This is a genomic window from Luteibacter sp. CQ10 (assembly GCF_040900725.1).
GTDB lineage: Bacteria > Pseudomonadota > Gammaproteobacteria > Xanthomonadales > Rhodanobacteraceae > Luteibacter.
Window position 1 is genome coordinate 626,312 of sequence record NZ_JAEUYM010000002.1, and the last position, 20,582, is coordinate 646,893.

Annotated in this window: 22 protein-coding genes; 7 read left to right on the forward strand and 15 right to left on the reverse strand. The window is 61.7% G+C overall.

The window, feature by feature from the left end; genetic code table 11:
• Window positions 1-327 precede the first annotated feature (327 nt).
• Both JNG39_RS11635 and JNG39_RS11640 read left to right on the forward strand, forming a co-directional pair.
• Complete coding sequence (locus tag JNG39_RS11635) at window positions 328-705, forward strand: VOC family protein (protein WP_368311543.1); 378 nt, start codon at window positions 328-330, stop codon at window positions 703-705.
• Between the two features lie 11 nt (window positions 706-716).
• Complete coding sequence (locus tag JNG39_RS11640; RefSeq protein ID WP_368311544.1) at window positions 717-1,217, forward strand: OsmC family protein; 501 nt, start codon at window positions 717-719, stop codon at window positions 1,215-1,217.
• A gap of 30 nt (window positions 1,218-1,247) precedes the next feature.
• Here the strand turns inward: JNG39_RS11640 and JNG39_RS11645 are convergent, their stop codons facing one another.
• Both JNG39_RS11645 and JNG39_RS11650 read right to left on the reverse strand, forming a co-directional pair.
• Complete coding sequence (locus JNG39_RS11645) at window positions 1,248-2,072, reverse strand: SDR family NAD(P)-dependent oxidoreductase (RefSeq protein WP_368311545.1); 825 nt, start codon at window positions 2,070-2,072, stop codon at window positions 1,248-1,250.
• Window positions 2,047-3,558, reverse strand: a complete 1,512-nt coding sequence (locus tag JNG39_RS11650; protein WP_368311546.1) for a diguanylate cyclase — start codon at window positions 3,556-3,558, stop codon at window positions 2,047-2,049. The genes JNG39_RS11645 and JNG39_RS11650 overlap by 26 nt, the downstream gene beginning before the upstream one ends.
• Window positions 3,559-3,813: 255 nt before the next feature.
• Here JNG39_RS11650 and JNG39_RS11655 point away from each other — a divergent pair, with 255 nt between their 5' ends.
• The gene (locus JNG39_RS11655; protein WP_368311547.1) at window positions 3,814-4,185 is read left to right on the forward strand and encodes a DUF1330 domain-containing protein; all 372 of its coding nucleotides are present in this window, start codon (window positions 3,814-3,816) and stop codon (window positions 4,183-4,185) included.
• Between the two features lie 33 nt (window positions 4,186-4,218).
• Here the strand turns inward: JNG39_RS11655 and JNG39_RS11660 are convergent, their stop codons facing one another.
• Window positions 4,219-5,136 carry a LysR family transcriptional regulator gene (locus JNG39_RS11660; RefSeq protein WP_368311548.1) on the reverse strand — a complete coding sequence of 306 codons (918 nt, stop codon included), beginning with the start codon at window positions 5,134-5,136 and terminating at the stop codon, window positions 4,219-4,221.
• A gap of 108 nt (window positions 5,137-5,244) precedes the next feature.
• On the opposite strand from JNG39_RS11660, the gene JNG39_RS11665 reads away from it, so the two are divergent.
• Window positions 5,245-6,543 carry an SGNH/GDSL hydrolase family protein gene (locus tag JNG39_RS11665; protein WP_368311549.1) on the forward strand — a complete coding sequence of 433 codons (1,299 nt, stop codon included), beginning with the start codon at window positions 5,245-5,247 and terminating at the stop codon, window positions 6,541-6,543.
• Here JNG39_RS11665 and JNG39_RS11670 read toward each other — a convergent pair.
• Entirely contained in the window at window positions 6,505-7,323 is an 819-nt protein-coding gene (locus JNG39_RS11670; protein WP_368311550.1) for an NAD(P)H-dependent oxidoreductase, read from the reverse strand. The genes JNG39_RS11665 and JNG39_RS11670 overlap by 39 nt on opposite strands.
• A 28-nt stretch (window positions 7,324-7,351) precedes the next feature.
• Between JNG39_RS11670 and JNG39_RS11675 the strand changes: the two genes are divergently transcribed.
• Complete coding sequence (locus tag JNG39_RS11675) at window positions 7,352-8,326, forward strand: LysR family transcriptional regulator (protein WP_368311551.1); 975 nt, start codon at window positions 7,352-7,354, stop codon at window positions 8,324-8,326.
• A gap of 896 nt (window positions 8,327-9,222) precedes the next feature.
• On the opposite strand, the gene JNG39_RS11680 is transcribed toward JNG39_RS11675, so the two are convergent.
• From JNG39_RS11680 to JNG39_RS11705, 6 genes are all read right to left on the reverse strand, one after another.
• A complete protein-coding gene (locus tag JNG39_RS11680; protein WP_368311552.1) occupies window positions 9,223-9,492 on the reverse strand; it encodes a hypothetical protein in 270 nt (89 codons plus the stop codon).
• A gap of 249 nt (window positions 9,493-9,741) precedes the next feature.
• The gene (locus JNG39_RS11685) at window positions 9,742-9,993 is read right to left on the reverse strand and encodes a hypothetical protein (protein WP_368311553.1); all 252 of its coding nucleotides are present in this window, start codon (window positions 9,991-9,993) and stop codon (window positions 9,742-9,744) included.
• A gap of 425 nt (window positions 9,994-10,418) precedes the next feature.
• A complete protein-coding gene (locus tag JNG39_RS11690) occupies window positions 10,419-10,943 on the reverse strand; it encodes a hypothetical protein (RefSeq protein ID WP_368311554.1) in 525 nt (174 codons plus the stop codon).
• A 341-nt stretch (window positions 10,944-11,284) separates the two neighbouring features.
• On the reverse strand, window positions 11,285-12,265 hold the full coding sequence (locus JNG39_RS11695) for an NAD(P)H-quinone oxidoreductase (RefSeq protein ID WP_368311555.1): 981 nt from the start codon (window positions 12,263-12,265) through the stop codon (window positions 11,285-11,287).
• Window positions 12,262-12,600 (reverse strand): carboxymuconolactone decarboxylase family protein, encoded by a 339-nt coding sequence (locus tag JNG39_RS11700; protein WP_368311556.1) that lies wholly within the window; start codon window positions 12,598-12,600, stop codon window positions 12,262-12,264. The genes JNG39_RS11695 and JNG39_RS11700 overlap by 4 nt, the downstream gene beginning before the upstream one ends.
• A gap of 10 nt (window positions 12,601-12,610) precedes the next feature.
• Entirely contained in the window at window positions 12,611-14,047 is a 1,437-nt protein-coding gene (locus JNG39_RS11705; protein ID WP_368311557.1) for an NAD-dependent succinate-semialdehyde dehydrogenase, read from the reverse strand.
• A 111-nt stretch (window positions 14,048-14,158) separates the two neighbouring features.
• On the opposite strand from JNG39_RS11705, the gene JNG39_RS11710 reads away from it, so the two are divergent.
• Window positions 14,159-15,079 (forward strand): LysR family transcriptional regulator, encoded by a 921-nt coding sequence (locus JNG39_RS11710; protein WP_368311558.1) that lies wholly within the window; start codon window positions 14,159-14,161, stop codon window positions 15,077-15,079.
• Between the two features lie 257 nt (window positions 15,080-15,336).
• Here JNG39_RS11710 and JNG39_RS11715 read toward each other — a convergent pair whose 3' ends face one another.
• Both JNG39_RS11715 and JNG39_RS11720 read right to left on the reverse strand, forming a co-directional pair.
• Complete coding sequence (locus JNG39_RS11715; RefSeq protein WP_368311559.1) at window positions 15,337-16,623, reverse strand: TolB family protein; 1,287 nt, start codon at window positions 16,621-16,623, stop codon at window positions 15,337-15,339.
• A complete protein-coding gene (locus JNG39_RS11720; RefSeq protein WP_368311560.1) occupies window positions 16,620-16,949 on the reverse strand; it encodes an ATP-binding cassette domain-containing protein in 330 nt (109 codons plus the stop codon). The genes JNG39_RS11715 and JNG39_RS11720 overlap by 4 nt, the downstream gene beginning before the upstream one ends.
• A gap of 399 nt (window positions 16,950-17,348) precedes the next feature.
• Between JNG39_RS11720 and JNG39_RS11725 the strand changes: the two genes are divergently transcribed.
• On the forward strand, window positions 17,349-18,101 hold the full coding sequence (locus JNG39_RS11725) for a DNA/RNA non-specific endonuclease (RefSeq protein ID WP_368311561.1): 753 nt from the start codon (window positions 17,349-17,351) through the stop codon (window positions 18,099-18,101).
• A 196-nt stretch (window positions 18,102-18,297) separates the two neighbouring features.
• Here the strand turns inward: JNG39_RS11725 and JNG39_RS11730 are convergent, their stop codons facing one another.
• From JNG39_RS11730 to JNG39_RS11740, 3 genes are all read right to left on the reverse strand, one after another.
• The gene (locus JNG39_RS11730) at window positions 18,298-18,669 is read right to left on the reverse strand and encodes a hypothetical protein (protein WP_368311562.1); all 372 of its coding nucleotides are present in this window, start codon (window positions 18,667-18,669) and stop codon (window positions 18,298-18,300) included.
• A gap of 223 nt (window positions 18,670-18,892) precedes the next feature.
• Window positions 18,893-19,297, reverse strand: coding sequence for a hypothetical protein (locus JNG39_RS11735; RefSeq protein ID WP_368311563.1), 405 nt, complete (start codon window positions 19,295-19,297; stop codon window positions 18,893-18,895).
• A 169-nt stretch (window positions 19,298-19,466) separates the two neighbouring features.
• Window positions 19,467-20,549 (reverse strand): PA0069 family radical SAM protein, encoded by a 1,083-nt coding sequence (locus tag JNG39_RS11740; protein ID WP_368311564.1) that lies wholly within the window; start codon window positions 20,547-20,549, stop codon window positions 19,467-19,469.
• Between the last annotated feature and the right edge of the window lie 33 nt (window positions 20,550-20,582).

Sequence of the window (20,582 nt, forward strand, 5' to 3'; positions counted from 1 at the left end):
GCCGCGGCGCAACAAGAACGCGGCACGCCCTTGCTTACAGGCACTTGCCGGCTCTACGTGCCGAAAAAGCGGGCTTCGCCACGGGGCGGTGACCGGGCGGCGGGGTCATATGTAGGCCGTCATGTTGCGCTGCAATCAGCCGCATCGACGGAAAGGCGCCTTCGAGCGGTTCGGGGAACCGTCTTCGCCCTCGATTCCCGCGCCGCCTGCGGACATCGCCGACGTGGGAGATTCCCACGGGCCGCATGGCTGCATCCGCGGGGCGTTTCATGCGACATTCCGGTGACCGATGACGTGGCCGAGCGCGCCACCACGCCAGGAATGACTATGTCGTTGATCGATCACATCGAATTTGCCGTGAAAGATGCCGAGGTATCACGCCGCTTCTATGAGCAGGCCCTCGCCCCGCTGGGCGTGACGTTGATCATCACCCGCGAGAACAACGGTCGCACCCGCCACGGTTTCGGACGCGATGGCTATCCGAGCCTGTGGATCCACGACCACGGCAAGCCCGGCGACGGGCACGTGGCGTTCGCCGCGGACAGCCGCGATGCGGTGAAGCGTTTCTATGAGGCGGCCGTCGACGCGGGTGGGATCGAGAATGGTCCTCCGGGCATCCGCTCGCACTACCAGGACAACTATTACGCCGCCTTCGTGCTGGACCCTGACGGGTTCAACATCGAAGCGATGTACCTGGGGCCGTAAGAAACTGCGCCATGGCAACCTCTCCCAAACCCGTCGTGGTCGAAACCACCGGCACCGGCACCCACCAGGTGTCGGTGGCGGCGCAGGGCCCCACGTTTTACGTCGATGAACCGACCGAGTTGGGCGGCCTCGCATCCGGACCCACGCCCTACGAACTTCTCGGCGCCGCGCTCGGTGCATGCACCGCGATGACGATGCAGATGTATGCGCGCCGGAAGGGCCTGCCGCTGGAAAAAGTGCAGGTCGCCGTATTGCACAGCCGCGACGCGCGTACCGGCCGCGACCGCTTCGACCGCGGCATTTACATCGAGGGTGCGCTGGATGAAGCGCAGACGGCGCGCCTGATGGAAATCGCGGATCGATGTCCGGTGCATAAGACGATGTCCGCCGGTGCGGACATCACCTCGAGGCGGGTGGACGAACCGTCCCATGACGGGCACGCGCTTCCTCGCGATTCGGCGCATGCGTTGGCCATGGCAGACGCCTGCGATCGATTCGATCTGACGGGCTGAGACGTCGGTTCCAGGCGTGGTCGAGCGGGCTCACCACGGTACGGTGAGCCCGTTCCGATCAAGATACTCGAGGCCAGGCCGACTGCGCTTTTTCAGTATCACATCGAGGATGAGCGGAATGCTCTCTTCGACGGTATAGGGCGCGTCATCACCGCCTAGGTCGGTGCGGATCCATCCGGGCGCCAGCAGGAGCAGCGCCCGGCGTGAGCCGGCGTGGCGGGCGGCGTAGCTGCGCATGAATTGATTCAACGCCGCTTTCGATCCGCGATACAGCTCGCGGCCGCCACGTTCGTTGTTGGCGATACTTCCCTGGCCCGACGACATCACGCCGATGAGGCCGTCGTCGTTCACCAGCGATTCGAGACCTTCGATGACACGCATCGGGCTCAGCGCGTTGGTGACCATGACGTGGGTGAACTCGTCGGTCGTGACCTCCGCGATGGTATCGTCGGGATGTTCGTTCGTGGTGCCGGCATTGACGAAAAGGATGTCGAAGCGCTCGTTCGCCCGGCGAGCGCGTAGCGCCGCGATGTCTTCGGCCACCGTCATGTCCATTCGCTCAATCGCCAGTCGGCCGTCGTGCGTGCCGACCAGATCGTGCAACGGGGTGTGACCGTCTCCGCGGACCGTCCCCGTCACGTTCCACCCTTTCGCCAGGAACGCTTCCGCGAGCGCACGGCCTAATCCTCGGGATGCGCCGACGATGAGAATGGAAGGGTTTTCGCTTTGCGATGGGGCCATGGTGTCCTCGGGCTTCAGTTCGGTGAACAAGTTGACTTGCTCGGGCTTGCCGTGCGTTCCGCGCGGCACAGTATATGTGCCTGCCTGACTATCCCTTTTCCAACCACCGTGCATCGCCATCGCTCGATGGAAAGGGTCTGTCGTTTTCCATGAGGCCATGGACCATCACGCGATTACGTCCACGGGATTTCGCGGCGTAGAGGGCCTCATCCGCGCGTCGCAGCAGCATCTCCAGCGAGGGCCACGTCTGTCCCTCGGCAAACGCCACTCCCATGCTTAGCGTGATGGGCTCATGGCCTTGGTTTGCGATGGCCTGCCCATCGGCGAATGCTGCACGGATACCGTCCAGGAATTGAAAGGCGGACGACCTGTCGATACCACCGATGGCGACAAGGAACTCCTCTCCCCCGATACGCCCGACCGCACCGCGACCGAGTGTCGCGGACGCATCCGCCAACGCACGGCCGACGCGAATCAGGCATTCGTCTCCCGCCTGGTGGCCGAATCGATCGTTGTAGAGTTTGAAGAAATCCACATCGATCATGGCGACACAGAAACCGTCCTCGTGGCGTGTCATCCGGTACTCCCGCTCCATCCACTGAAAGATGCCACGCCGGTTGCGAATGCGGGTCAATGGGTCATGTGCAGCGGCGTGCTGAAGGCTGCGTCGAAGCTTGCGAAGCTGGTCTTCCACGGAGAGTTGGTACCAGGCGACGATCGTGGCCCGCCCGACGAACAACACCAGGGTGGTGATGATCGACCACAGCCCCAGGGCCGGTTTGAACCTGGCGAGCACGACGGCCGCCGCGCAAGTCATCAGGCACAGTGCCATCGGCCTCGCACTCACGGAGAGCCGACGAAGGGTCGTCGTGGGACGGATATTCCGAAGCCACTGCGGTCTTCGTCGTGCGAGCAGAACGCCCAGGCAGGCCAAGGGCAACAACAGGAGTAGCTCGGGTAGGTAAGAATCGGTCACGAACAGCAGGCGGTTGTGCGCTGCCGCTGCGACCGCGTCGGTCAGCGTGATGACGAAGAGAACCGCATAGAACCGGCGTTCATCGACGCGGCGCGTTCCAAGCAGGCGTATGCCCGCGAAGCAGGCGACGAATCCGTCGAGAATATCGAACAGGATGATGAGTGTCGCTGGTTCCCGGGCCAGTTCGGGTTGCCGGGTTACCCCGTAGAACAAGGCCGCCGCCAGGCCTCCAATCAGCCAGTCGATCGCCGTCGTCCACCGCAAAAGCGGCGTGGCGGGGTCGTAAGCTGCCGCCGCGACCAGGCTCAGGCTGGAGATGCAGAACCAAAGGGTAGGATCCGCCATGATCAGCGTCCCTTCGGCGTTCTCCAGGCTATCGAATAGCAAAAGGGCCATCGCCGAGCCCCTGGCGAGCAAACTGAAGAGCAGGAGCGACCAAAGCGGCTTGTTATGGGGGACCGCAAGGCGGATGCGCCGGGCGCAGAGCAGTACCGTCAGGGCGATCGCCACAAGTACGACGGCGTAACTCCATGACAACTGCCGCAGCGACGGCGAAAGCGCCACGGCGGTCTGCGCAGCGATCAAGCCAACGTAGAGGGCGGGGGTCCAGCGCTGGATACGCATCGGGTCTCACGGCGACGCTTGGCTTTTGGCCACTCTATCACCGGGGATGGGTCGTAGTGGATTGACCGCGCGGTCGATGTGAAGACGATCCTTCACGCGCGAAATCAGTTTCGCGCTCCGCGCGCGTGCCATCGTACCGCTCCATCTCGCGTGCACCGTTGCAGGGGCGATGGGCCAACACTACTGACAGTTTCTGGCACACCGGCGTGCTATCCATGGATTTCAGCCACCACGTATATGCCGGAGGACAACCCCATGGTTTCACTATCGCAAACCGCTATCGAGACGTTCCTGTCCGAAGAGGACGGCGATCCCGTCGTCATGCTGAATCTCATACGGTTCGAGGCAGACGGGGGGCGGGAGCGGTACCTGGAATACCTCGGCATGGCCAAACCCATCCTGGCCCGGTTCGGCGCGGGCATCGTGTTCGGCGGTGACGGCTTGTCGGTGCTCACCGAAGGGCGGGCGCAGGGCTGGGATGCCGTGGTGCTCGTCCGGTATCCGCGCCGTACCGCATTCAAGGAGATGGTCGCCGATCCGGAATACCAGGTGGCTTTCAAGGTGGGCGTGTCCGCGATCGCCGATATCGTGCTGCAACCGCTGAAGGCCATCGACGGTCTCGTTTGACATCTGCGGCATTCGATGCGCCCGTCGCTCGAACTAACGGGACATACCTTCGCCGTCCATCTTTGTTTTCAGGAAGTCGAGGAATATCCGAACGCGCTGAGGAACGCGGCCACCCTGGCCCACGTAGACGGCGTGCATTTCCTCGACGTCCCCCGGATTGAGGGCTTCGAGCACGGGTATCAACCTGCCGCGCGCCACGTCGTCACGAACCTGGAACGCCGCCAGCCGGGCCAGTCCCGTTCCAGCGACGGCGAGACGCCGTAGCGCCTCGCCGTCGCTGGCCTGCACGTTTCCCCGCACCGGAACGGTCGTTGTTTCCGACCCGTCGCGGAACGGCCATCCGGGCTGGGCTCGCACGTACGTCGCGCCCAGGAGGTTGTGATCGTCGAGGTCGCCGATCGTTTCCGGAACACCACGACGCGCCAGGTAGTCGGGAGCACCGACGACGACCATGCGCGTCCCGCCCAATCGTCGGGCCACGAGGCTGGAATCCTTGAGCGGACCGGCACGGACGGCGACGTCGGTGCGCTGTTCGAGGATGTCGATCACCGCATCGGTGAGGACGATATCGAGCGTGACGTCGGGATAGAGCGCAAGGAACTCGGGAACGAGCGGTAGAAGGAAATGATGTCCGAAGGGCACGTTCGCGTTCACACGGATCCTGCCGCGCGGCCGGTCCTGCGAACCCGCGTTTCGTTCCGCTTCGTCGAGGTCCGCCAGGATGCGTACACCGCGTTCGTAGAACACGCAGCCCTCGGCGGTGACCTGGAATTGCCGCGTCGACCGGTTGATCAGACGTGAGCCGAGACGGCTCTCCAGGCGTGCCACCAACTTGCTGACGGCCGACGGGGTCATGTGGGTGTCCCGGGCGGCTGCGGAGAAGCCGCCCCGCTCCACCACGCGGACGAACATCTCGAGCTCACCCGACCGGTTCAGCGGCGTTCGCGGCATAGCGACCTCACGGTGAATCGAATTCACAGATGCTATGCCAGAGGGCCGTCTATTCCAAGGTGGTGTCCGTGAGCACCATGGAGGCATTCGCTTTCAGGACATCACGACATGCCTTTCCCCATGACCCTTAGCGTGCGCCGTGCGTTGCCCGCGTTGTCCGCCCTATGGCTCTTCTGTCAAGGCGCCAACGCGGCGACGGCGCTCCCGACGACCTGGGTGTCCACGTGGCAGGCCAGCCCCCAACCCGTCTGGGATGCGACCTTCCTGTTTCCGTCCCACGTACCTGCCGCGCTCAACGATCAGACCGTCCGGCAAGTGGTGCGCGTCAGTCTGGGTGGTCCGCGCATACGCATCGTCCTGTCGAACGCCTATGGCGCGCAGCCTTTGGTCATCGGCCATACGACGGTAGGCCGCCCATCGAACCAGGCCACCTCGGTCGACCATCCGATGCGAGCGACCTTCAACGGCCACGAGACCACCACGATCCCGGCGGGTGCGGAAGCGGTCAGCGATCCGATCGACCTGCCCGTCACCGCGCTCTCCCGCCTGGTGGTGAGTTTCCACCTCCCGAGCGTCACGCCCGTCACCACGTTCCATTGGGATGGGCGCCAGACGGGCTGGATCGCACGCGGAGATGTGACCGCCTCGGGCATCCTGCCGACCGACGCCGATGCCGTTACCACCACGGCGCGTCTCTTCCTAAGCGGCGTACAGGTCGAGGGACCGTCGACGCGTACCGCCGTCGCGGTGATCGGCGACTCCATCACCGATGGCGCGACCGCGAGCCTGGATGCCGACCATCGATGGCCGGATTACCTCGCGGCACGCCTGGCGCCACACGGTGTCGCCGTCGTCAACGCGGGGATATCGGGCGCCCGGCTGCTTTCCGATGGCATGGGCGTGAACGCACTGGCCCGGTTCGATCGCGACGTGCTCGCTCAGCCGGGCGTGAAGACGGTGATCGTCATGCTCGGCATCAACGACATCGCCTGGCCGGGCACGGCGTTCGCGCCGACGTCGCCGCGGCCGACGCTCGACGCGATCACCTCGGGCTATGCGCAACTGATATTCCGCGCCCACCTCCGTGGTGTGCGGGTCATCGGCGCCACTCTCACGCCCTTTCGCGGCGCGCTTCCCGATTCGCCGTTGAGTGATTACTACCAACCTGAGAAGGACGCGCTGCGCCAGCAGGTCAATGCGTGGATCCGGCGCAGCGGCGCTTTCGATGCCGTGATCGATATCGACGCGGCGCTGCGGGACCCGGGTGACCACGCCCGGATGGCCCCCTCCTTCGACTCGGGTGACCACCTGCACCCTGGCGACGCGGGAAACAAGGCGATGTCCGATACCGTGCCTCTGGACCTGTTGTTACCCCAGGCCATCACAGGCAAAAACCCGCGACGGTAAGGCGACGTGTGCGCCGAGACCTTCCTGACCCGGCGCCACGGTCGGTGCCAATACGTGGCGATCCGGGTAATCCCCGCCGTTCTGCGAACGGAACGGGATGGGTTCGTCCTCGAATAGCCGTCTCACGCGCTCGGCCCAGCCGGCGCGAGCGGCGGCGACACCGGCATCATCGAGCCGCGCCGCGCCATAGACCGCGTAGGTCGGCAACACCTGCATGCCGGGGTAGAACAGCGTGCCGTGGGTGACGGGAAACAGAAGCTGGTCGAGCGGACCGTTGATCCCCCGAGGCGAATAATCCACCGCCGGGCCACCGACCGACACCGCCAGCAACGCGCGCTTACCGGCGAAACCGCCTTCGCCATAACGATGGGCATTCCCCGCGCCGCGGAAGCCGTAAGCCAGGCCGAACGCCCATACCCGTTCGATCCAGCCTTTCAAGATCGCCGGCATGCCGAACCACCACAGGGGAAAGTGCAGGATCAAGGCATCGGCTTCGCCCAGCTTCCGCTGCTCTTCCTCGACGTCGTCCGTCTGGCTTTTTCGGGCGAAGGCATGCCCGGACTCGTCGATCAACGACAAGCGCTCGGGATTCAGGCGCTCCGGGAAGTCGTTCCCGTCGAAGACGGCCTTCCATCCCATGCCATAAAGGTCGGAATGAAGCACCTCGCATCCTGACGCTGCGAGCGTTTCCGCCGATTGCTCGGCGAGTTGCCGGGTCAGGGAGGTGGGCTCGGGGTGGGCAGAGACCAGCAGGACCTTCTTTCGCTCGCGGTGGATCATGGTATGGCTCCTTCGGGTACGGCGATGCATGCAAGGCAGTGTCGACCCGCTTCAGCCATCCGTGAAATCACCATTTTTATCTCCTAGTATCCAAGCCATGGATACCATGAAACGGCTGGACCTCAATCTGCTCACCACGCTGGAGACCTTGCTCCTCGAACGGAACGTGACGCGCGCCGCCGAGCGACTGCACCTGAGCCAGCCGGCCGTGAGCGCCCAGCTGGCCAGGCTGAGGGATCTGTTCGGCGACCCGTTGCTTCTGCCCACGCGGCGAGGCATGGTTCCGACGGCCATGGCGGTCGAGCTCCTGCCCGCGCTTTGCCAAGCGTTGGACGAGGTTCGCAAGACGCTCGATGTCCATCGCCCGTTCGATCCGCTGGCCGCGAACCTGACCCTGACCATCGCCTGCACCGACTACGTGCAGGCGGCGGTGATCCAGCCCCTGGCGGCCGATCTGAGCCAGGCCGCCCCCGGCATTCGTCTTGCCGTTCGCCATCTGAGTCCCGAACATCTCGATGCGCAAATGAGCACGGGCGAGGTCGACATGGCACTCATGACGCCCGACCATGGCCCCGAGTCGGTGCGCTATCGCTTGCTGTATTCGGAGCGTTACGTACTGATCGGTCGCAAGGGACACCCTGCCTTCGAACGACCGATGACGGTCGAACGATTCGTCGCGCTCGATCAGGTCGTCGTCTCGCTCCGTGGCGGGACGTTCACCACCCAGGTCGACGGCATGCTCGCGGCACTCGGGCATACACGCCGCGTCGTACTTTCGACGCCGTCCTTCCTGTTCATACCTCGCATCGTAGCGACGTCGGACGTCGTTGCGCTCGTACCGGAGCGCCTGGTGCGCGGATCCCCCGAGTCGCTGCACATCGTCGATGCGCCCATCCCGGTGCCGCCTTTCGATGTCGGCATGCTATGGCACGAACGGACCCATGCCCATCCGGGGCAGCGCTGGATGCGTGACCGGATCGGTGATCTGGTAGCGAGTTTTTAGGCGACCAAGACTCACGATTCGTATCGCCCATTGCTAAGGGTAAACCCAGCAGACGGTCACGTTTCCCGTCATAAGCGAAACTTAGCCATCCATGGGATAGCAAAGTTGGAGTTTCCGGATCGCTTGAGAAATATATCCACTGACCGGGCGGCGTACGGCATTATGGATCATGATGCTCAACTGATGAAAGGAAGTCGCTTGCTCGACGTTGTGCGCTATGCCACAACAGTACGGGAAATCCTCCGATTCATGGCACCAGAACCACAGGAGATTTTCACGCCACTCGGCGATGTTAATCCTCTGAGATTACCGTTGTTATCGCACGCATTGTTGCATTCGGCGATACCGTTGCCAATTGAACTACCCCAGTACATCGGAACAACTTGAAGGTCACTAAATCGCCGATTAATCGGCTGAAAAGGGGGCTAATATACATCAAAGATTTAGCGGCGCTTTCGACACCGTGATCGATATCGATGCGGCACTGCGGGACCCTGGTGACCATGCCCGGATGGGCCCCTCCTTCGACTCAGGCGACTACCTGCGCCCTGGCGATATGGGACACAAGGCGATCTCCGACGCCGTGCCGCAAGACCTGTTACTACCGGGTCGTTGTAGGCAAGGGTGCACCACAGTAGCCCGATTAAGCGCTAGGCGATCAAGTTGGTTCTTACTCCCGCTGCCCGTCAGCCACGATCCGGGCGGTTACCACATTCGGCCGTTCAGACGCTGACGCTGGCGTGGAAGTCACTGAAGAGCGTTACCATCAACACGCTTATCGTGGCTTTGCACGCTTCGGGACCGCAATTGCGCTTCAATTGCCTCATGCACCAGCTACTCAAACGATCCCGAAAACGGAAATAGCCATATCTTTCCTTAAACTCATGCTGTTTTTATCAGATGCTTTCTCGTCTAGATTTATTCATTGGCACGCCTAACTCATCACATATCCATGAAGCTGCCGAATCATCAGGTAGTGCAATCGTCGAAATAAATGGTCCGCCTGCCCCCTTCAGAACAAGCTTGCGAGACACAAACCTCGAATTCCTGAAAGTTCTTTTGACTTCCACGTAGTATGCAGCCACCAAATGTCGGCGTTGCATGATGCGAGTAATCCCAAGAACCAAAGGCCCAATTTTGAAAGCTGCTCTTATATCTTCTTTCATTATTACAATTTCCTGCCTCCCCCAAATCAGCCAACCTATATAACCCGCCAACGCGCAAGTCGGCAATGACCACGCGATTACTATCGTGTCCAAGTGCCTCATCTGCCCGTCTGAGAAGACGACGTGTGCGATTGCCAATATGAACAGAATTAACCCGAAAAGGCGACTACTTTGCCCGCGTAAGGTTTAATGAAAATTTCCACTCTATCGGTAAGGCGATTTAAAGAGGCATGCCTATTTGGGTTCATTTTATAGTTTCATCCCAAAGCCAAAGCCAAACGCAGCATGCTCGCCAAAAGCGTCCAAGCCAAAGTGCAGATAAAATCCAGCTTCGTCGCATGAATGGTAAATATCACCCCCTCCGGATACTCCCAGCACGTCCGGAATTTCTGGGCCCGCGTTCACTTTCAGCATACTAATGGGCATAACCTCACCGGTAGTAAGTGCTTCGACGCCTGTGATGTATTTTAAGTTGTTAGACTCACCACCGACGCGGCCCATGCCAGCAACGATATCGAAAAAATAGAAACCGTCGTATGGAGTATACCTTAGCGCTAGTCCACATTCGGCAAACGCTCGAACACGAGAGTCTCCCGGCCCTTCTAGTATCGGAATATTTCTCCTCAATAACTTAGCATTCAAGACTTCTATGAGCTGAGCAATGTCGCTAATTCAAGACTAAGGTAGATAGACCGAATAAGCGGGCGCCTTGCTGGTCTGATGCGGTAGTTATAACCGCCACGCTGACTGATGTGATAAGTGACGCAGTCAATTTCCGCCCATCTTAAGCGTCGACCCGGTTGGCCGCAGAAGGGGTGGAGATACCCTATCCGGAAACGACAATGTCTAAGAAAATGAAAAAGCGAGGTCACGCGTCCCACGAGAAGCAAGGTAACAAAGATTACAACGGCACTAGAAGCCTCATATCAGTTCCACGCCGCAGGCCCCTTGGTTGGTGGGGGTAGATAATCAAGTTCCACCAGCACGCTGCCTTCCCAAGCAAACACAGGAATTCTCCTGTTCCTAACCTCATTGCTTATCGCCTCCGTCAGCGCATCTACATCTTCGATCATGGACATGACGCTGACCCCACCAAACGGACTAGCGGCTTTTGTCCGTAGATGATAACTCGTTACTGTGCGATCCTTATTAGAGATAACGCCACAGCGAACACTAACGATATTATCCCAACGTGTGAATCCCATCCGAAAGCCAAATAACGCTCGTCCGATTCCTTCTTCCGAAAGCACCACGTCGCGATAAGCTAGCAAAGGAAAGGCAACAAAGGCTCCTATGAGGGGAACTCCAATTACAAAATAAATCTCATCTCCCTCTCGGAAGGTTTCGATCGCTCGCATAAAGGCGTAGAGCGCCATGGCGACTATAACTATCGAAAGAAACCCAATAATGCGCAGAAGGTTCCCATATTTGAATATTGCTTTCTTTTCCATGTACTTCAGAATCCCACATTCGCCCAAGGCGAGTTCTTGAGCTTACCCGAGGAGTCTTCGAACGACCCTCTGTCCGGGGACGCAGGGAGAGCGGATGGTGACGCGTCCTGATGAAGCGCAACGGGGGCACGATAGCAGAGTGGCTACGCTCGACGACGCCTGGTTATCCTGTCGGGCTCATGCCTAAGAGCGGTCCGACTTTCGGGCATTTCTCGAAACGCTTTGACTTGCATTGCAGTTCGGCTGGATCGACCCGCAAGCGCGCGATCTGCGGCGTCCATGCCGGTCATCTCTTTCGATAAGCGTTGCTCGGTAGCGCCATACCTTTCCGAACCGAATGGTCAGTTCGTCAGGATGATCTTACCGACGCTTTCATTGGTTTCCATACGCCGGTGCGCACCCGCGGCGTCGCTGAGGGGAAAGACGCTATCAATCACCGGTACCAGATCGCCACTGGCGAAGCGCCCGAGCCAGGCATCCCGGAACCGGGCGACCATCCCGTGCTTGACGGGTTGCTCGCGTGACTTCATGACCGTACCCAGTATTTGCAAATGCCGGTAGAGCATCCGCTCCAGATCGATCGTCGCCTCCTTGCCGCCGGCAAGCAGGCCGACCTGCACGAGGCGGCCACCGTAAGCCAGCGACTGGATGTCTCGCGCGAAGTACGGGGCGCCGATGAAATCCACGATGACGTTGACGCCGGCACCGTCGGTCGCCTTCTCGATGATTTCCGCGAAGTCCTCGTTTTTGTAGTCGATGACGACGTCCGCACCGAGATCATGCACACGCCCCGCCTTGTGCGCTTCGGTCGTGGCGAAGATTCGCGCGCCGGTAGCCCGTGCGAGTTGCACGGCGGCCGAGCCGACGCCGCCGGCGGCGGCATGAATCAGGACCGAGTCCGATGCCTGTAGCCGCCCGAGGTGGATCAGCGCCTCGTGGGCCGTCACGAACACCTCGGGGATCGCCGCGGCGTGGACATAGTCCAGGGATTCGGGGACAGGCATGGCCATGCGGTAGTCGATGCGTGCGAGTTCCGCATAGGCGCCGCCGCCGGTAATACCCATCACTCGATCGCCGACCTTGAAGCCTTTGACGTCTTCGCCCGTCGCGACGACCTCGCCCGCCATCTCCAGACCGATGAGGCGGGAGTCACCGAAGTCGGGACGGCCATAGTGGCCGGTTCGTAGCAGTAGATCCGCGCGATTGACGCCTGCGGCATGGACCTTCACGAGAAGGTCCGTGGCACGCGGCACCGGGTCGGGCGCATCGACGAGCGAGAGGACGTCGGCGTCGCCGAATGCGTTGAAGTCGATCGCTTTCATCCGTTGTTCTCCTTAATCGCACCGAGCGTAGCATTCGCGATCGCCGAGGCCGTGATGGCCGCGGGAAACCCGGCGTAGAAGGCCATGTGCGTGATCAGGCCGGACAGTTCCCGCTCGGTAACGCCATTTTCGACCGCGCGTCGAAGGTGTGCAGGCAGTTCATCGGCGTGGCCTCCGGCGATGAGCGTGGCGATCGTGATCAGTGAGCGGTCACGCGGCGCCAGGTCGGTATCGGACCACACTTTCGAATAAAGCGGCTCCTCGACGAAACCCGTGAGCTTCGGGGTGAAGGCGCGTGCGGACTCGCGCGGACTCGTGAAATCGATCTTGGACATGTCGCTCTCCTCAAGCCTGGCTGATGAATTTGCTGGTCAGGTAATAGCCGATGCCTTCCGCGCCACCTTCGGAGCCGTGGCCGCTCTCCTTCAGCCCACCGAACGGCAGCTCCGTGGCGATGATCCGGTACTGGTTGATACCGATCATTCCCGCTTCCAGGCCGTCACCCACGTCGATGGCGGTACGCGCATCGCGGGTAAACGCATACGCCGACAGCCCATAGGGAAGGCGATTGGCTTCCTCCAATCCGTCTTCGAGGGTATCGAACGGACGAAGAATCGCGATCGGGCCAAACGGCTCCTCTTGCATGACGCGTGCTTCCAGCGGCACATCGGCGAGCACGGTCGGTTCGAAGAAGTAGCCGGGGCCGGGAACACGCTTTCCACCGGTCAGGACGCGAGCGCCGTGCGCTACCGCGTCGGCGACGAGCTGTTCCATTTTTTCGAGTTGGCGCGCGTTGGCCAGTGGGCCGACCTGCACGCCTTCCGTGAGGCCGTTGCCGACCGTCAGCTCCCGCGTGGCGGTAACGAACCGCTCGGTAAAGGCATCGTAGACCTCACGCTGTATGAGGAAGCGTGTCGACGAGATACAGACCTGACCCGTGCCGCGGAAACGATTGGCGACGCCACCGACAGCGGCCGCCTCGATGTCCGCGTCCTTGAAGACGAGCACGGGGCCGTGGCCGCCAAGCTCCAAGGTGATGGGCCTGACGCCCTCCGCCGCCCTCGCCGAGAGCAGGCGTCCGACCGGCACCGACCCGGTAAAGGTCACCTTGCGAATGATCGGCGAAGCGATCAGGTGGGCCGAAACCATGTCGGGCACCCCGAAAACGACCTGGAGGACGCCTTTGGGCAGACCGGCATCGTCGAGCGCACGAGCGAGCGCCAGGGCCGTGGCCGGCGACTCCTCCCCCGGCTTGATGATGACCGGACAGCCGGCGGCAAGCGCGGCGGAGAGCTTGCGGGCGGGTGTGATGGCCGGGAAGTTCCATGGCGTAAAGGCCGCCACCGGACCGATCGCCTGCCGCTTCACCAGCTGCTGGACCCCCGGGCGATTGGCGGGCACCACGCGACCGTCGATGCGTCGCGCTTCCTCGGCGAACCACTCGAAGTACTCACCCGCCCTGTGGACCTCGTCCAGCGCCTCGGCGAGCGGCTTGCCCTCTTCGAGGGTCAGCAGGCGGGCAATCTGGGGCGCACGTTCGTGAATGAGCGCGCCGGCGCGACGCAGGATGGCGGCCCGCTCATCGGGGAACGTGTTTCGCCAACCGACCGCAGCCGACTCTGCCGTCTTCAGGGCCAGATCGAGGTCGGCCTTGGTGGCAAGAGGCACGCGGGCAAGCACCGAGCCATCGGCCGGGTTGATGACCGGGACGGTATCGCGGGTGCCGGCCTGAAGCCATTGGCCGCCGATGAAGAGATGCAGGGGGTCGTATGCCTTGTTCATGGTGGTTTCCTCATGAGGCGGGAGTGCCTTCGTCATGGGAAAAGGCTACGGGCCATGCATCTGGTTGATAATCCGTCGATCGCCGTCAACGGCTTTGCGTGGAATGCATAGATGCAATCGGAGCGATTCGCGGAATTCCTGGGCATCTTCGTCGACGTGGTCCGCGAGGGCAGCTTCTCGGGTGCCGCACGCCGCCGGGGCATGCAGCCGTCGTCCGTCTCACGTCAGATCGACATGCTCGAATCCCAACTCGGCACGCCCCTGTTCCTGCGCTCGACACGCCTCCTGACGCTGACGGACGCGGGTGAGGCGTTGCTGGTTCGGGCACGGCGGATTCTCGACGAGCTCGCCGACGCCCATCAGGAGATCGCTTCGATTGGCGGTGATATCGCCGGGGTCTTTCGGCTCGCGTGCTTTCCGACGTTCGGCAAGCGGTACGTGATTCCCGTCATGACGGCGCTCGCCAAACGATACCCGGCGCTACGTTTCGAGCTCGACCTCACCGAGCGCCTGGCCGATCCCGTGGCAGAGCGCCTGGATCTCGTGATCCGCATCGGCGACCTCGCCGACAGCGCGCTGATCGCGACGAGGTTGGCGACGCAGAAGCGCGTCCTTTGCGCGCACCCCTCGTTCTTCGACGCGCGGCCGCTACCGGCGACCCCGGACGAGCTGGCGCAGGTGTGCCTCATCGACAAGATGCATGGTGCAGACCTGCTGTGCTGGACCGAGGTCCTCGGGCACCCCGTCGGGCACGGCGGGCAGCGCGCGGGCTTCGCGTGCGACGACTTCGAAGCCATGCGCCTGGCGGCGTTGGCGGGCATGGGCGTGGCCTACCTGCCCGACTGGGTGGTGGGCCCGGATATCAACGAAGGCACGCTGATCGAAGTCACGCTCGAGAACGCGCGCCCCCGCGCGGAGGTGGGAATCTATGCGCTACGAGCGCTCGCCAAGCCCTCCGCGACCGTACGACTCGTTCTCGACCATCTGAAGGAGACCATCGGCTCACCGCCGCTTTGGTCGACCGACCGATAAGTTCCGTTTCTGAACGTGCTTCTGTCTATCAGCAAGCAGATGTCGCTTGTTCAGAACAGCTCACTCCAGGCGACAGGGCCGCAGCGGGTGCAAACTGTCCGAAGCGTCCTCGGCAAAAAAATCCTCTCCGGTCTCGCCGACTGCCATCTGCAAACGGACGAGTTGAACTTTCCATCGAATAACAGGCGAGGCAGATCCGCGCGCTGCTCATGCCGCAACGTGCACCTATGACGTACTCGCCTTGCCGCAGGCGGATTTCATCGTACTTCGACGAATACGTCGTCCGTCAGGTTCGAATCGCCGGTCACCAGGTTGGTTGCATTGGACCGAAATGCGACCACGGAGCCATCCGCGGAGATGGCCGGTTGAAAACAGTCCCCGTCGAGTTCCCCGCCGCCCTGGGGTATCGAAACACGGTGGATGCTCCGGTCCCCGACATACCAACGATAGATGTTGCGCTTGCCGTTGGTCGCCAGCCGGTCGAGATTGGTGGCGGCCGAGAGGAACACGACGACGCGGCCATCGGCCGATATCCTCGGCTGACCGCTCCACGCATCGGCCAGGTGCGCTCCCTCGGGCCCCGCCAACGACATCGAGCCGCTGCGGAAATCCCGCAAATAAACACGCTGCTGTCCCGCTCCCACGCCGCCTACCAGATTGGAAGCGGATGAACTGAAGACGAGGCGCATGCCATCCGTCGACAAGGAAGGCTCGATGCTTGGACCGTTGCCTTCCTCGCCGTGCTCGCCCGTGCTCGCCCGTATTGTCGTGCCGTTCGCCACATCGCGTACGAAGACGTCGTCGGTATGATTGCCGTCCAGCGCGACAAGGTTGCTCGCCGACGAGGAGAAAGCTACGCGTGCACCGTTGCCCGAAATGGTCGGCTGTTGGCTGGGCCCGTTGGCAAGCTGACCGTCGAAGCCGGTGCTCATGCACGTCGTTGTCGCATGCGGTATATCGCGAAGATACACGTTGGGCATGCCCACGCGACACCCTGGCGCGAGCGAGGAGAAGGATACGAAAACGATCCGCGATCCATCCGCCGAGACCACCGGATTGGCGCTATCCAGGCCACCAGCCTCTCCGTCCGTGTCCAGGCTCACGATGTCCACCGCCCCGGACTGAAGGTTCTTTCGGTACACCTGCTTGTGCCCGAACGTGCTCTGGCTGACGAGGTTCGTGGCGCTGGACGCGAAGACCACGAAACGACCGTCGCCGGAGAATGCGGGATCGACGCTGGCGGCGTTGGCACGTATACCGGTGGACGTGGCGCTGACAAGGCGCGTCACGTGCGCACGCGGGTCACGGAGGTAGATGCTCATACCCGGCATGCTTACGCCTTTGGCGAGGTTCGAGGCCATCGAGATGAAGGCAACCTCGCTCCCGTCGCCCGGCAACTCGGGACGTACCGAGAATAGGTCGCCCTGATCGCCGTTGCTGGCGACGCTCGCACGTTCGAGGTGGGGGGGTGTGACGTCCGCTGCGACGGCAAGTCGTCCGGCGAGGAGAAGGCCGAGCCATGCGGCGGGAAGATGCTGCTTCATTCGATCGATTCCGTGGTTTCTCGTGGCGTGGCGTGCATCGTCCGACCGGGCGTCATGTCGAGGACCATGGTGGCGTCCTCGACGACCTGCCTGCGGTGCGCCGCGTGCACGATGGTGATGCGCAACGCACGAAGATTAGCGAGCACACGTGCTTCCGTTGCCACATCAAGGTTTGCCGTACCCTCGTCCATGATCAGGAGGGAAGGTCGACGGTAGATGGCGCGGGCAATGATGATCCTCTGCACCTGACCTGCCGAAAGCATAACTCCAAGATCGCCCAAGAGGGACTCGTAGCGCAAACGCAGCCCGTCTATATCGTCGGTCACGCAGGCCATACGGCAGGCCCATGCCACACGCTCATCAATGGAGCCCGCCCTCTGTGAAGCCGCCGGTGGCCGCTTACGAATCACGAGTGATGTCCGCAAGTACCTTCTGCCACGCGGAAGCGCTTGACGGATTTAGTGATGTAATCCTTGCCGGCGTTCACCCGTTGGATGCCAAGCCCGGCCGAAGACGGCTTCAGCGGAATCGTCGACTCGACAGGCCCACCCCTCGGTTGCGCAAAACACAAAACCGCGTTCGGTCATGCCCCCATCCGGAAAAGGCACGGTCGACATGCCGTTTGTCACAAAACCAGTAATTCCGCAGGTTCATGCGAACGATTCGCGCGGGACTGAAACATGACGCGCCTAGACTCGCCGGACGACATCACTGGGGAAAACCACATGAATCGTCTGGGCGGTTGGCTGTTCGTCGCGTGCTTCGTCGTGTCCGGCTCGTGCTACGCGGGCACCGCGTGTCCTGATCTGTTTACCGGTGGCACCGAACCGGCCATCGATATGTCATTGACCGCACGCACCACCGAGGTATGCCATACCGAGTACGCGCTGCTGGCGTCGGGCGTCACCAAGGGCCCGCTGTATTCGGCGGAACATCTCACCGCCAAGCAGATCGCCGGCGCGGACTCCATCGGCCGTACCGGTACGTGGCACGCGGAAACCGAGATCCCGACGGCGGATCGCTCGCAGTCGTCCGACTACACGAACAGCGGTTACGACCGCGGCCACATGTCGCCAGCCGGCGACGCCTCGACGCTGTCGAACGAGAAGGAAACCTTCTCGATGGCCAACGTGGTGCCGCAGTTCCATGCGCTCAACGCGGGCCAATGGGAGCGCATCGAAACCTACGTGCGTTCGGTCGCGACGGACCAGGGCGAAGTCTACGTGGTGACCGGTCCGGCGTTCGAGCCGGGTTCGACCGCCACCATCGGTGCCGACAAGGTGAAGGTGCCCGACTATACGTGGAAGGCCATCTACGAGCCGGGCGTCGGCGCGGGCGCCTACCTCTGCACCAACCTCCAGCAGTACGCCTGCACGGTGGTGTCGGTGAGCGATATCACCACCATGTCGGGCGTGGACCCGTTTCCCAGCCTGTCGGCTTCGATGAAGTCCCATTCGATCAGTTTGCCGCTTCCGTAACCGGCGCGCTGCCAGCCGCGATGCCGCTCACACAGCGGCATCGCCTTGTCGAGGCACAGCGCTCATCCCGGGGTTGATGACGCGGGCTCGGACAAGTGCACGTATCTAAAACAGCTCACCTTGCGGCGAATAAATCCGCGGCGCCACGAACTTCGACGTATCCAGCACCGTATCCCACGCCCGGTGCACCCCCGCCTTACGGCACGCCACCTGCACACGCTTGCGAATGATGTCCGCGAAGATCCCCTGCCCCCGCATGCGCGTGGCGAAGTTCGAATCCCAGCTTGTTGTCGAGTGAGTTGATTGAAATGAACACTTGCACCAGGTTTCGCTCGGCCATCGGCGCGAGGATGTCGAGGTCGCGCTCGATCAGCGCGTTCTTGGTAACAGTGGTGCACGGATGGTTGCACTCGTCGAGCAGCGCCAGCGCGGCGCGGGTGAGGCACCAGCGTTTTTCGATGGGCTGGTAGGAATCCGTGTTGCTACCGATGTTGATCGGCTTGCAGATGTAGTTCTTCTTCGCTAGCTCGGCGCGCAGCGTTTCGGCCAGGTTGGTCTTGGCGAACAACTTGGTCTCGAAGTCGAGGCCGGGCGAGAGGTTGAGGTACGAGTGCGAAGGGCGCGCGTAGCAGTAGATGCACCAGCATTTTATGACGATCTAGAAAGTGTTCACTTTGGAGCCGCGCCGACACCCTGCCTGCGTCTTTTTCTGGGGTAGACGATGAGACATCAGGCCTGCCAAGCATATAGTTGACTGCAGACCCTTCCGAAATTGGCAGTCAGCGAGTCATTTAGTGCACTGCTTGCGCCCGGTTCTTCGAAGTGCCATGCGAAGTACCTTCATGAATTCGAATAAATTCAAGATACTCAAATGGAAGCACCACTTGACGGATTCGGACCCAAAAGTTGTCGTGGACATCGCCATCTTGGGCAAACAGCTGGTTCTGCGCCATATCAACAGCTATGAACTCCGTAGCCTTCTTGGTCTCATCCTTCGACAAAATTTTAAGCAATTCTCGACCTTTAATAACGTCAACTTTAGCTTGCTGAACATTCTCCGAGTGCATAAGCACATAGCTTCGATCGAAGCCGCTCCAATAGGAGATCCAAAGGCCGGCAAGCCATGGGATAGAAATGGCTATAAGTAACCCCAAACGCTTAGCAGTCATCATTCCCCCGCATGTATTGCTGCGCATTCATTCAATTTGAGCCGCCACGCTTCAATGCATAAGCTAATTTTAGTGGACAGGGAGGTTTATTATCGAGGCCTCGACACCGGATATCCGATAGGACTTACCGCTCAGGAGCGATCCGATCTTCGGGCCTTTCTCGACACGCTGTGACGAACCGTCGTGATTGTTCTACTCAAAACAACTCACCTTGCGGCGAATGAACCCGCGGCGCCACGAACTTCGACGTATCCAGCACCGTATCCCACGCCCGGTGCAACCCCGCCTTGCGACACGCCACCTGCACCCGCTTGCGAATGATGTCCGCGAAGATCCCCTGCCCCCGCATGCGCGTGGCGAAGTTCGAGTCGTAATCCTTGCCGCCGTTCATCTGCTGGATCAGGCTGATGACGTGTGCCGCGCGATCGGGAAAGTGCTGCTCCAGCCACTCGCGGAACAGTTGCTTCAACTCGTGCGGCAGGCGCACGCAGGTATAGCCGATGGAGTTCGCGCCGTTTGCCGCCGCCTGTTCGATGATGGCTTCCACGTCGCGCTCGTTGAGCGCGGGGATGAGCGGCGCCACCATCACGCCTACGGGTACGCCGGCGTCGTGCATCGCTTTCACCGCCTGCATGCGCCGATGCGGGGCGGAGGCGCGCGGCTCCAGCTTCGATGCCAGCTTGTTGTCGAGTGAGTTGATGGAAATGAACACTTGCACGAGATTTCGTTTCGCCATCGGCGCAAGGATGTCGAGGTCGCGCTCGATCAGCGCGTTCTTGGTGACGATGGTGCACGGATGGTTGCACTCGTCGAGCAGCGCCAGCGCGGCGCGGGTGAGGCGCCAGCGTTTTTCGATGGGCTGGTAGGGATCCGTGTTGCTGCCGATGTTGATCGGCTTGCAGACGTAGTTCTTCTTCGCTAGCTCGGCGCGCAGCGTTTCGGCCAAGTTGGTCTTGGCGAACAGCTTGGTCTCGAAGTCGAGGCCGGGCGACAGGTTGAGGTACGAGTGCGAAGGCCGCGCGTAGCAGTAGATGCACCCATGCTCGCAGCCTCGGTACGGATTGAGCGCCTGGTCGAAGCCGACGTCGGGGGAGTCGTTGCGGCTGATGACGCTGCGCGCCAGCTCCTCGCGCACCTCGGTGGCGGGGCGGCGCTCGTCGGTTTCGCGGTACCAGCCGTCGTCTTCGGCCTGGTGGCGCGTGGATTCGAAGCGCCCCTCCGGGTTGGAGGCGGCGCCCCGGCCTTTGTGAACGCGGAGGGTGGGGAGGGGCTCGGACATGCGTACAAATGTACGTCATGTCCGTCTCACGCG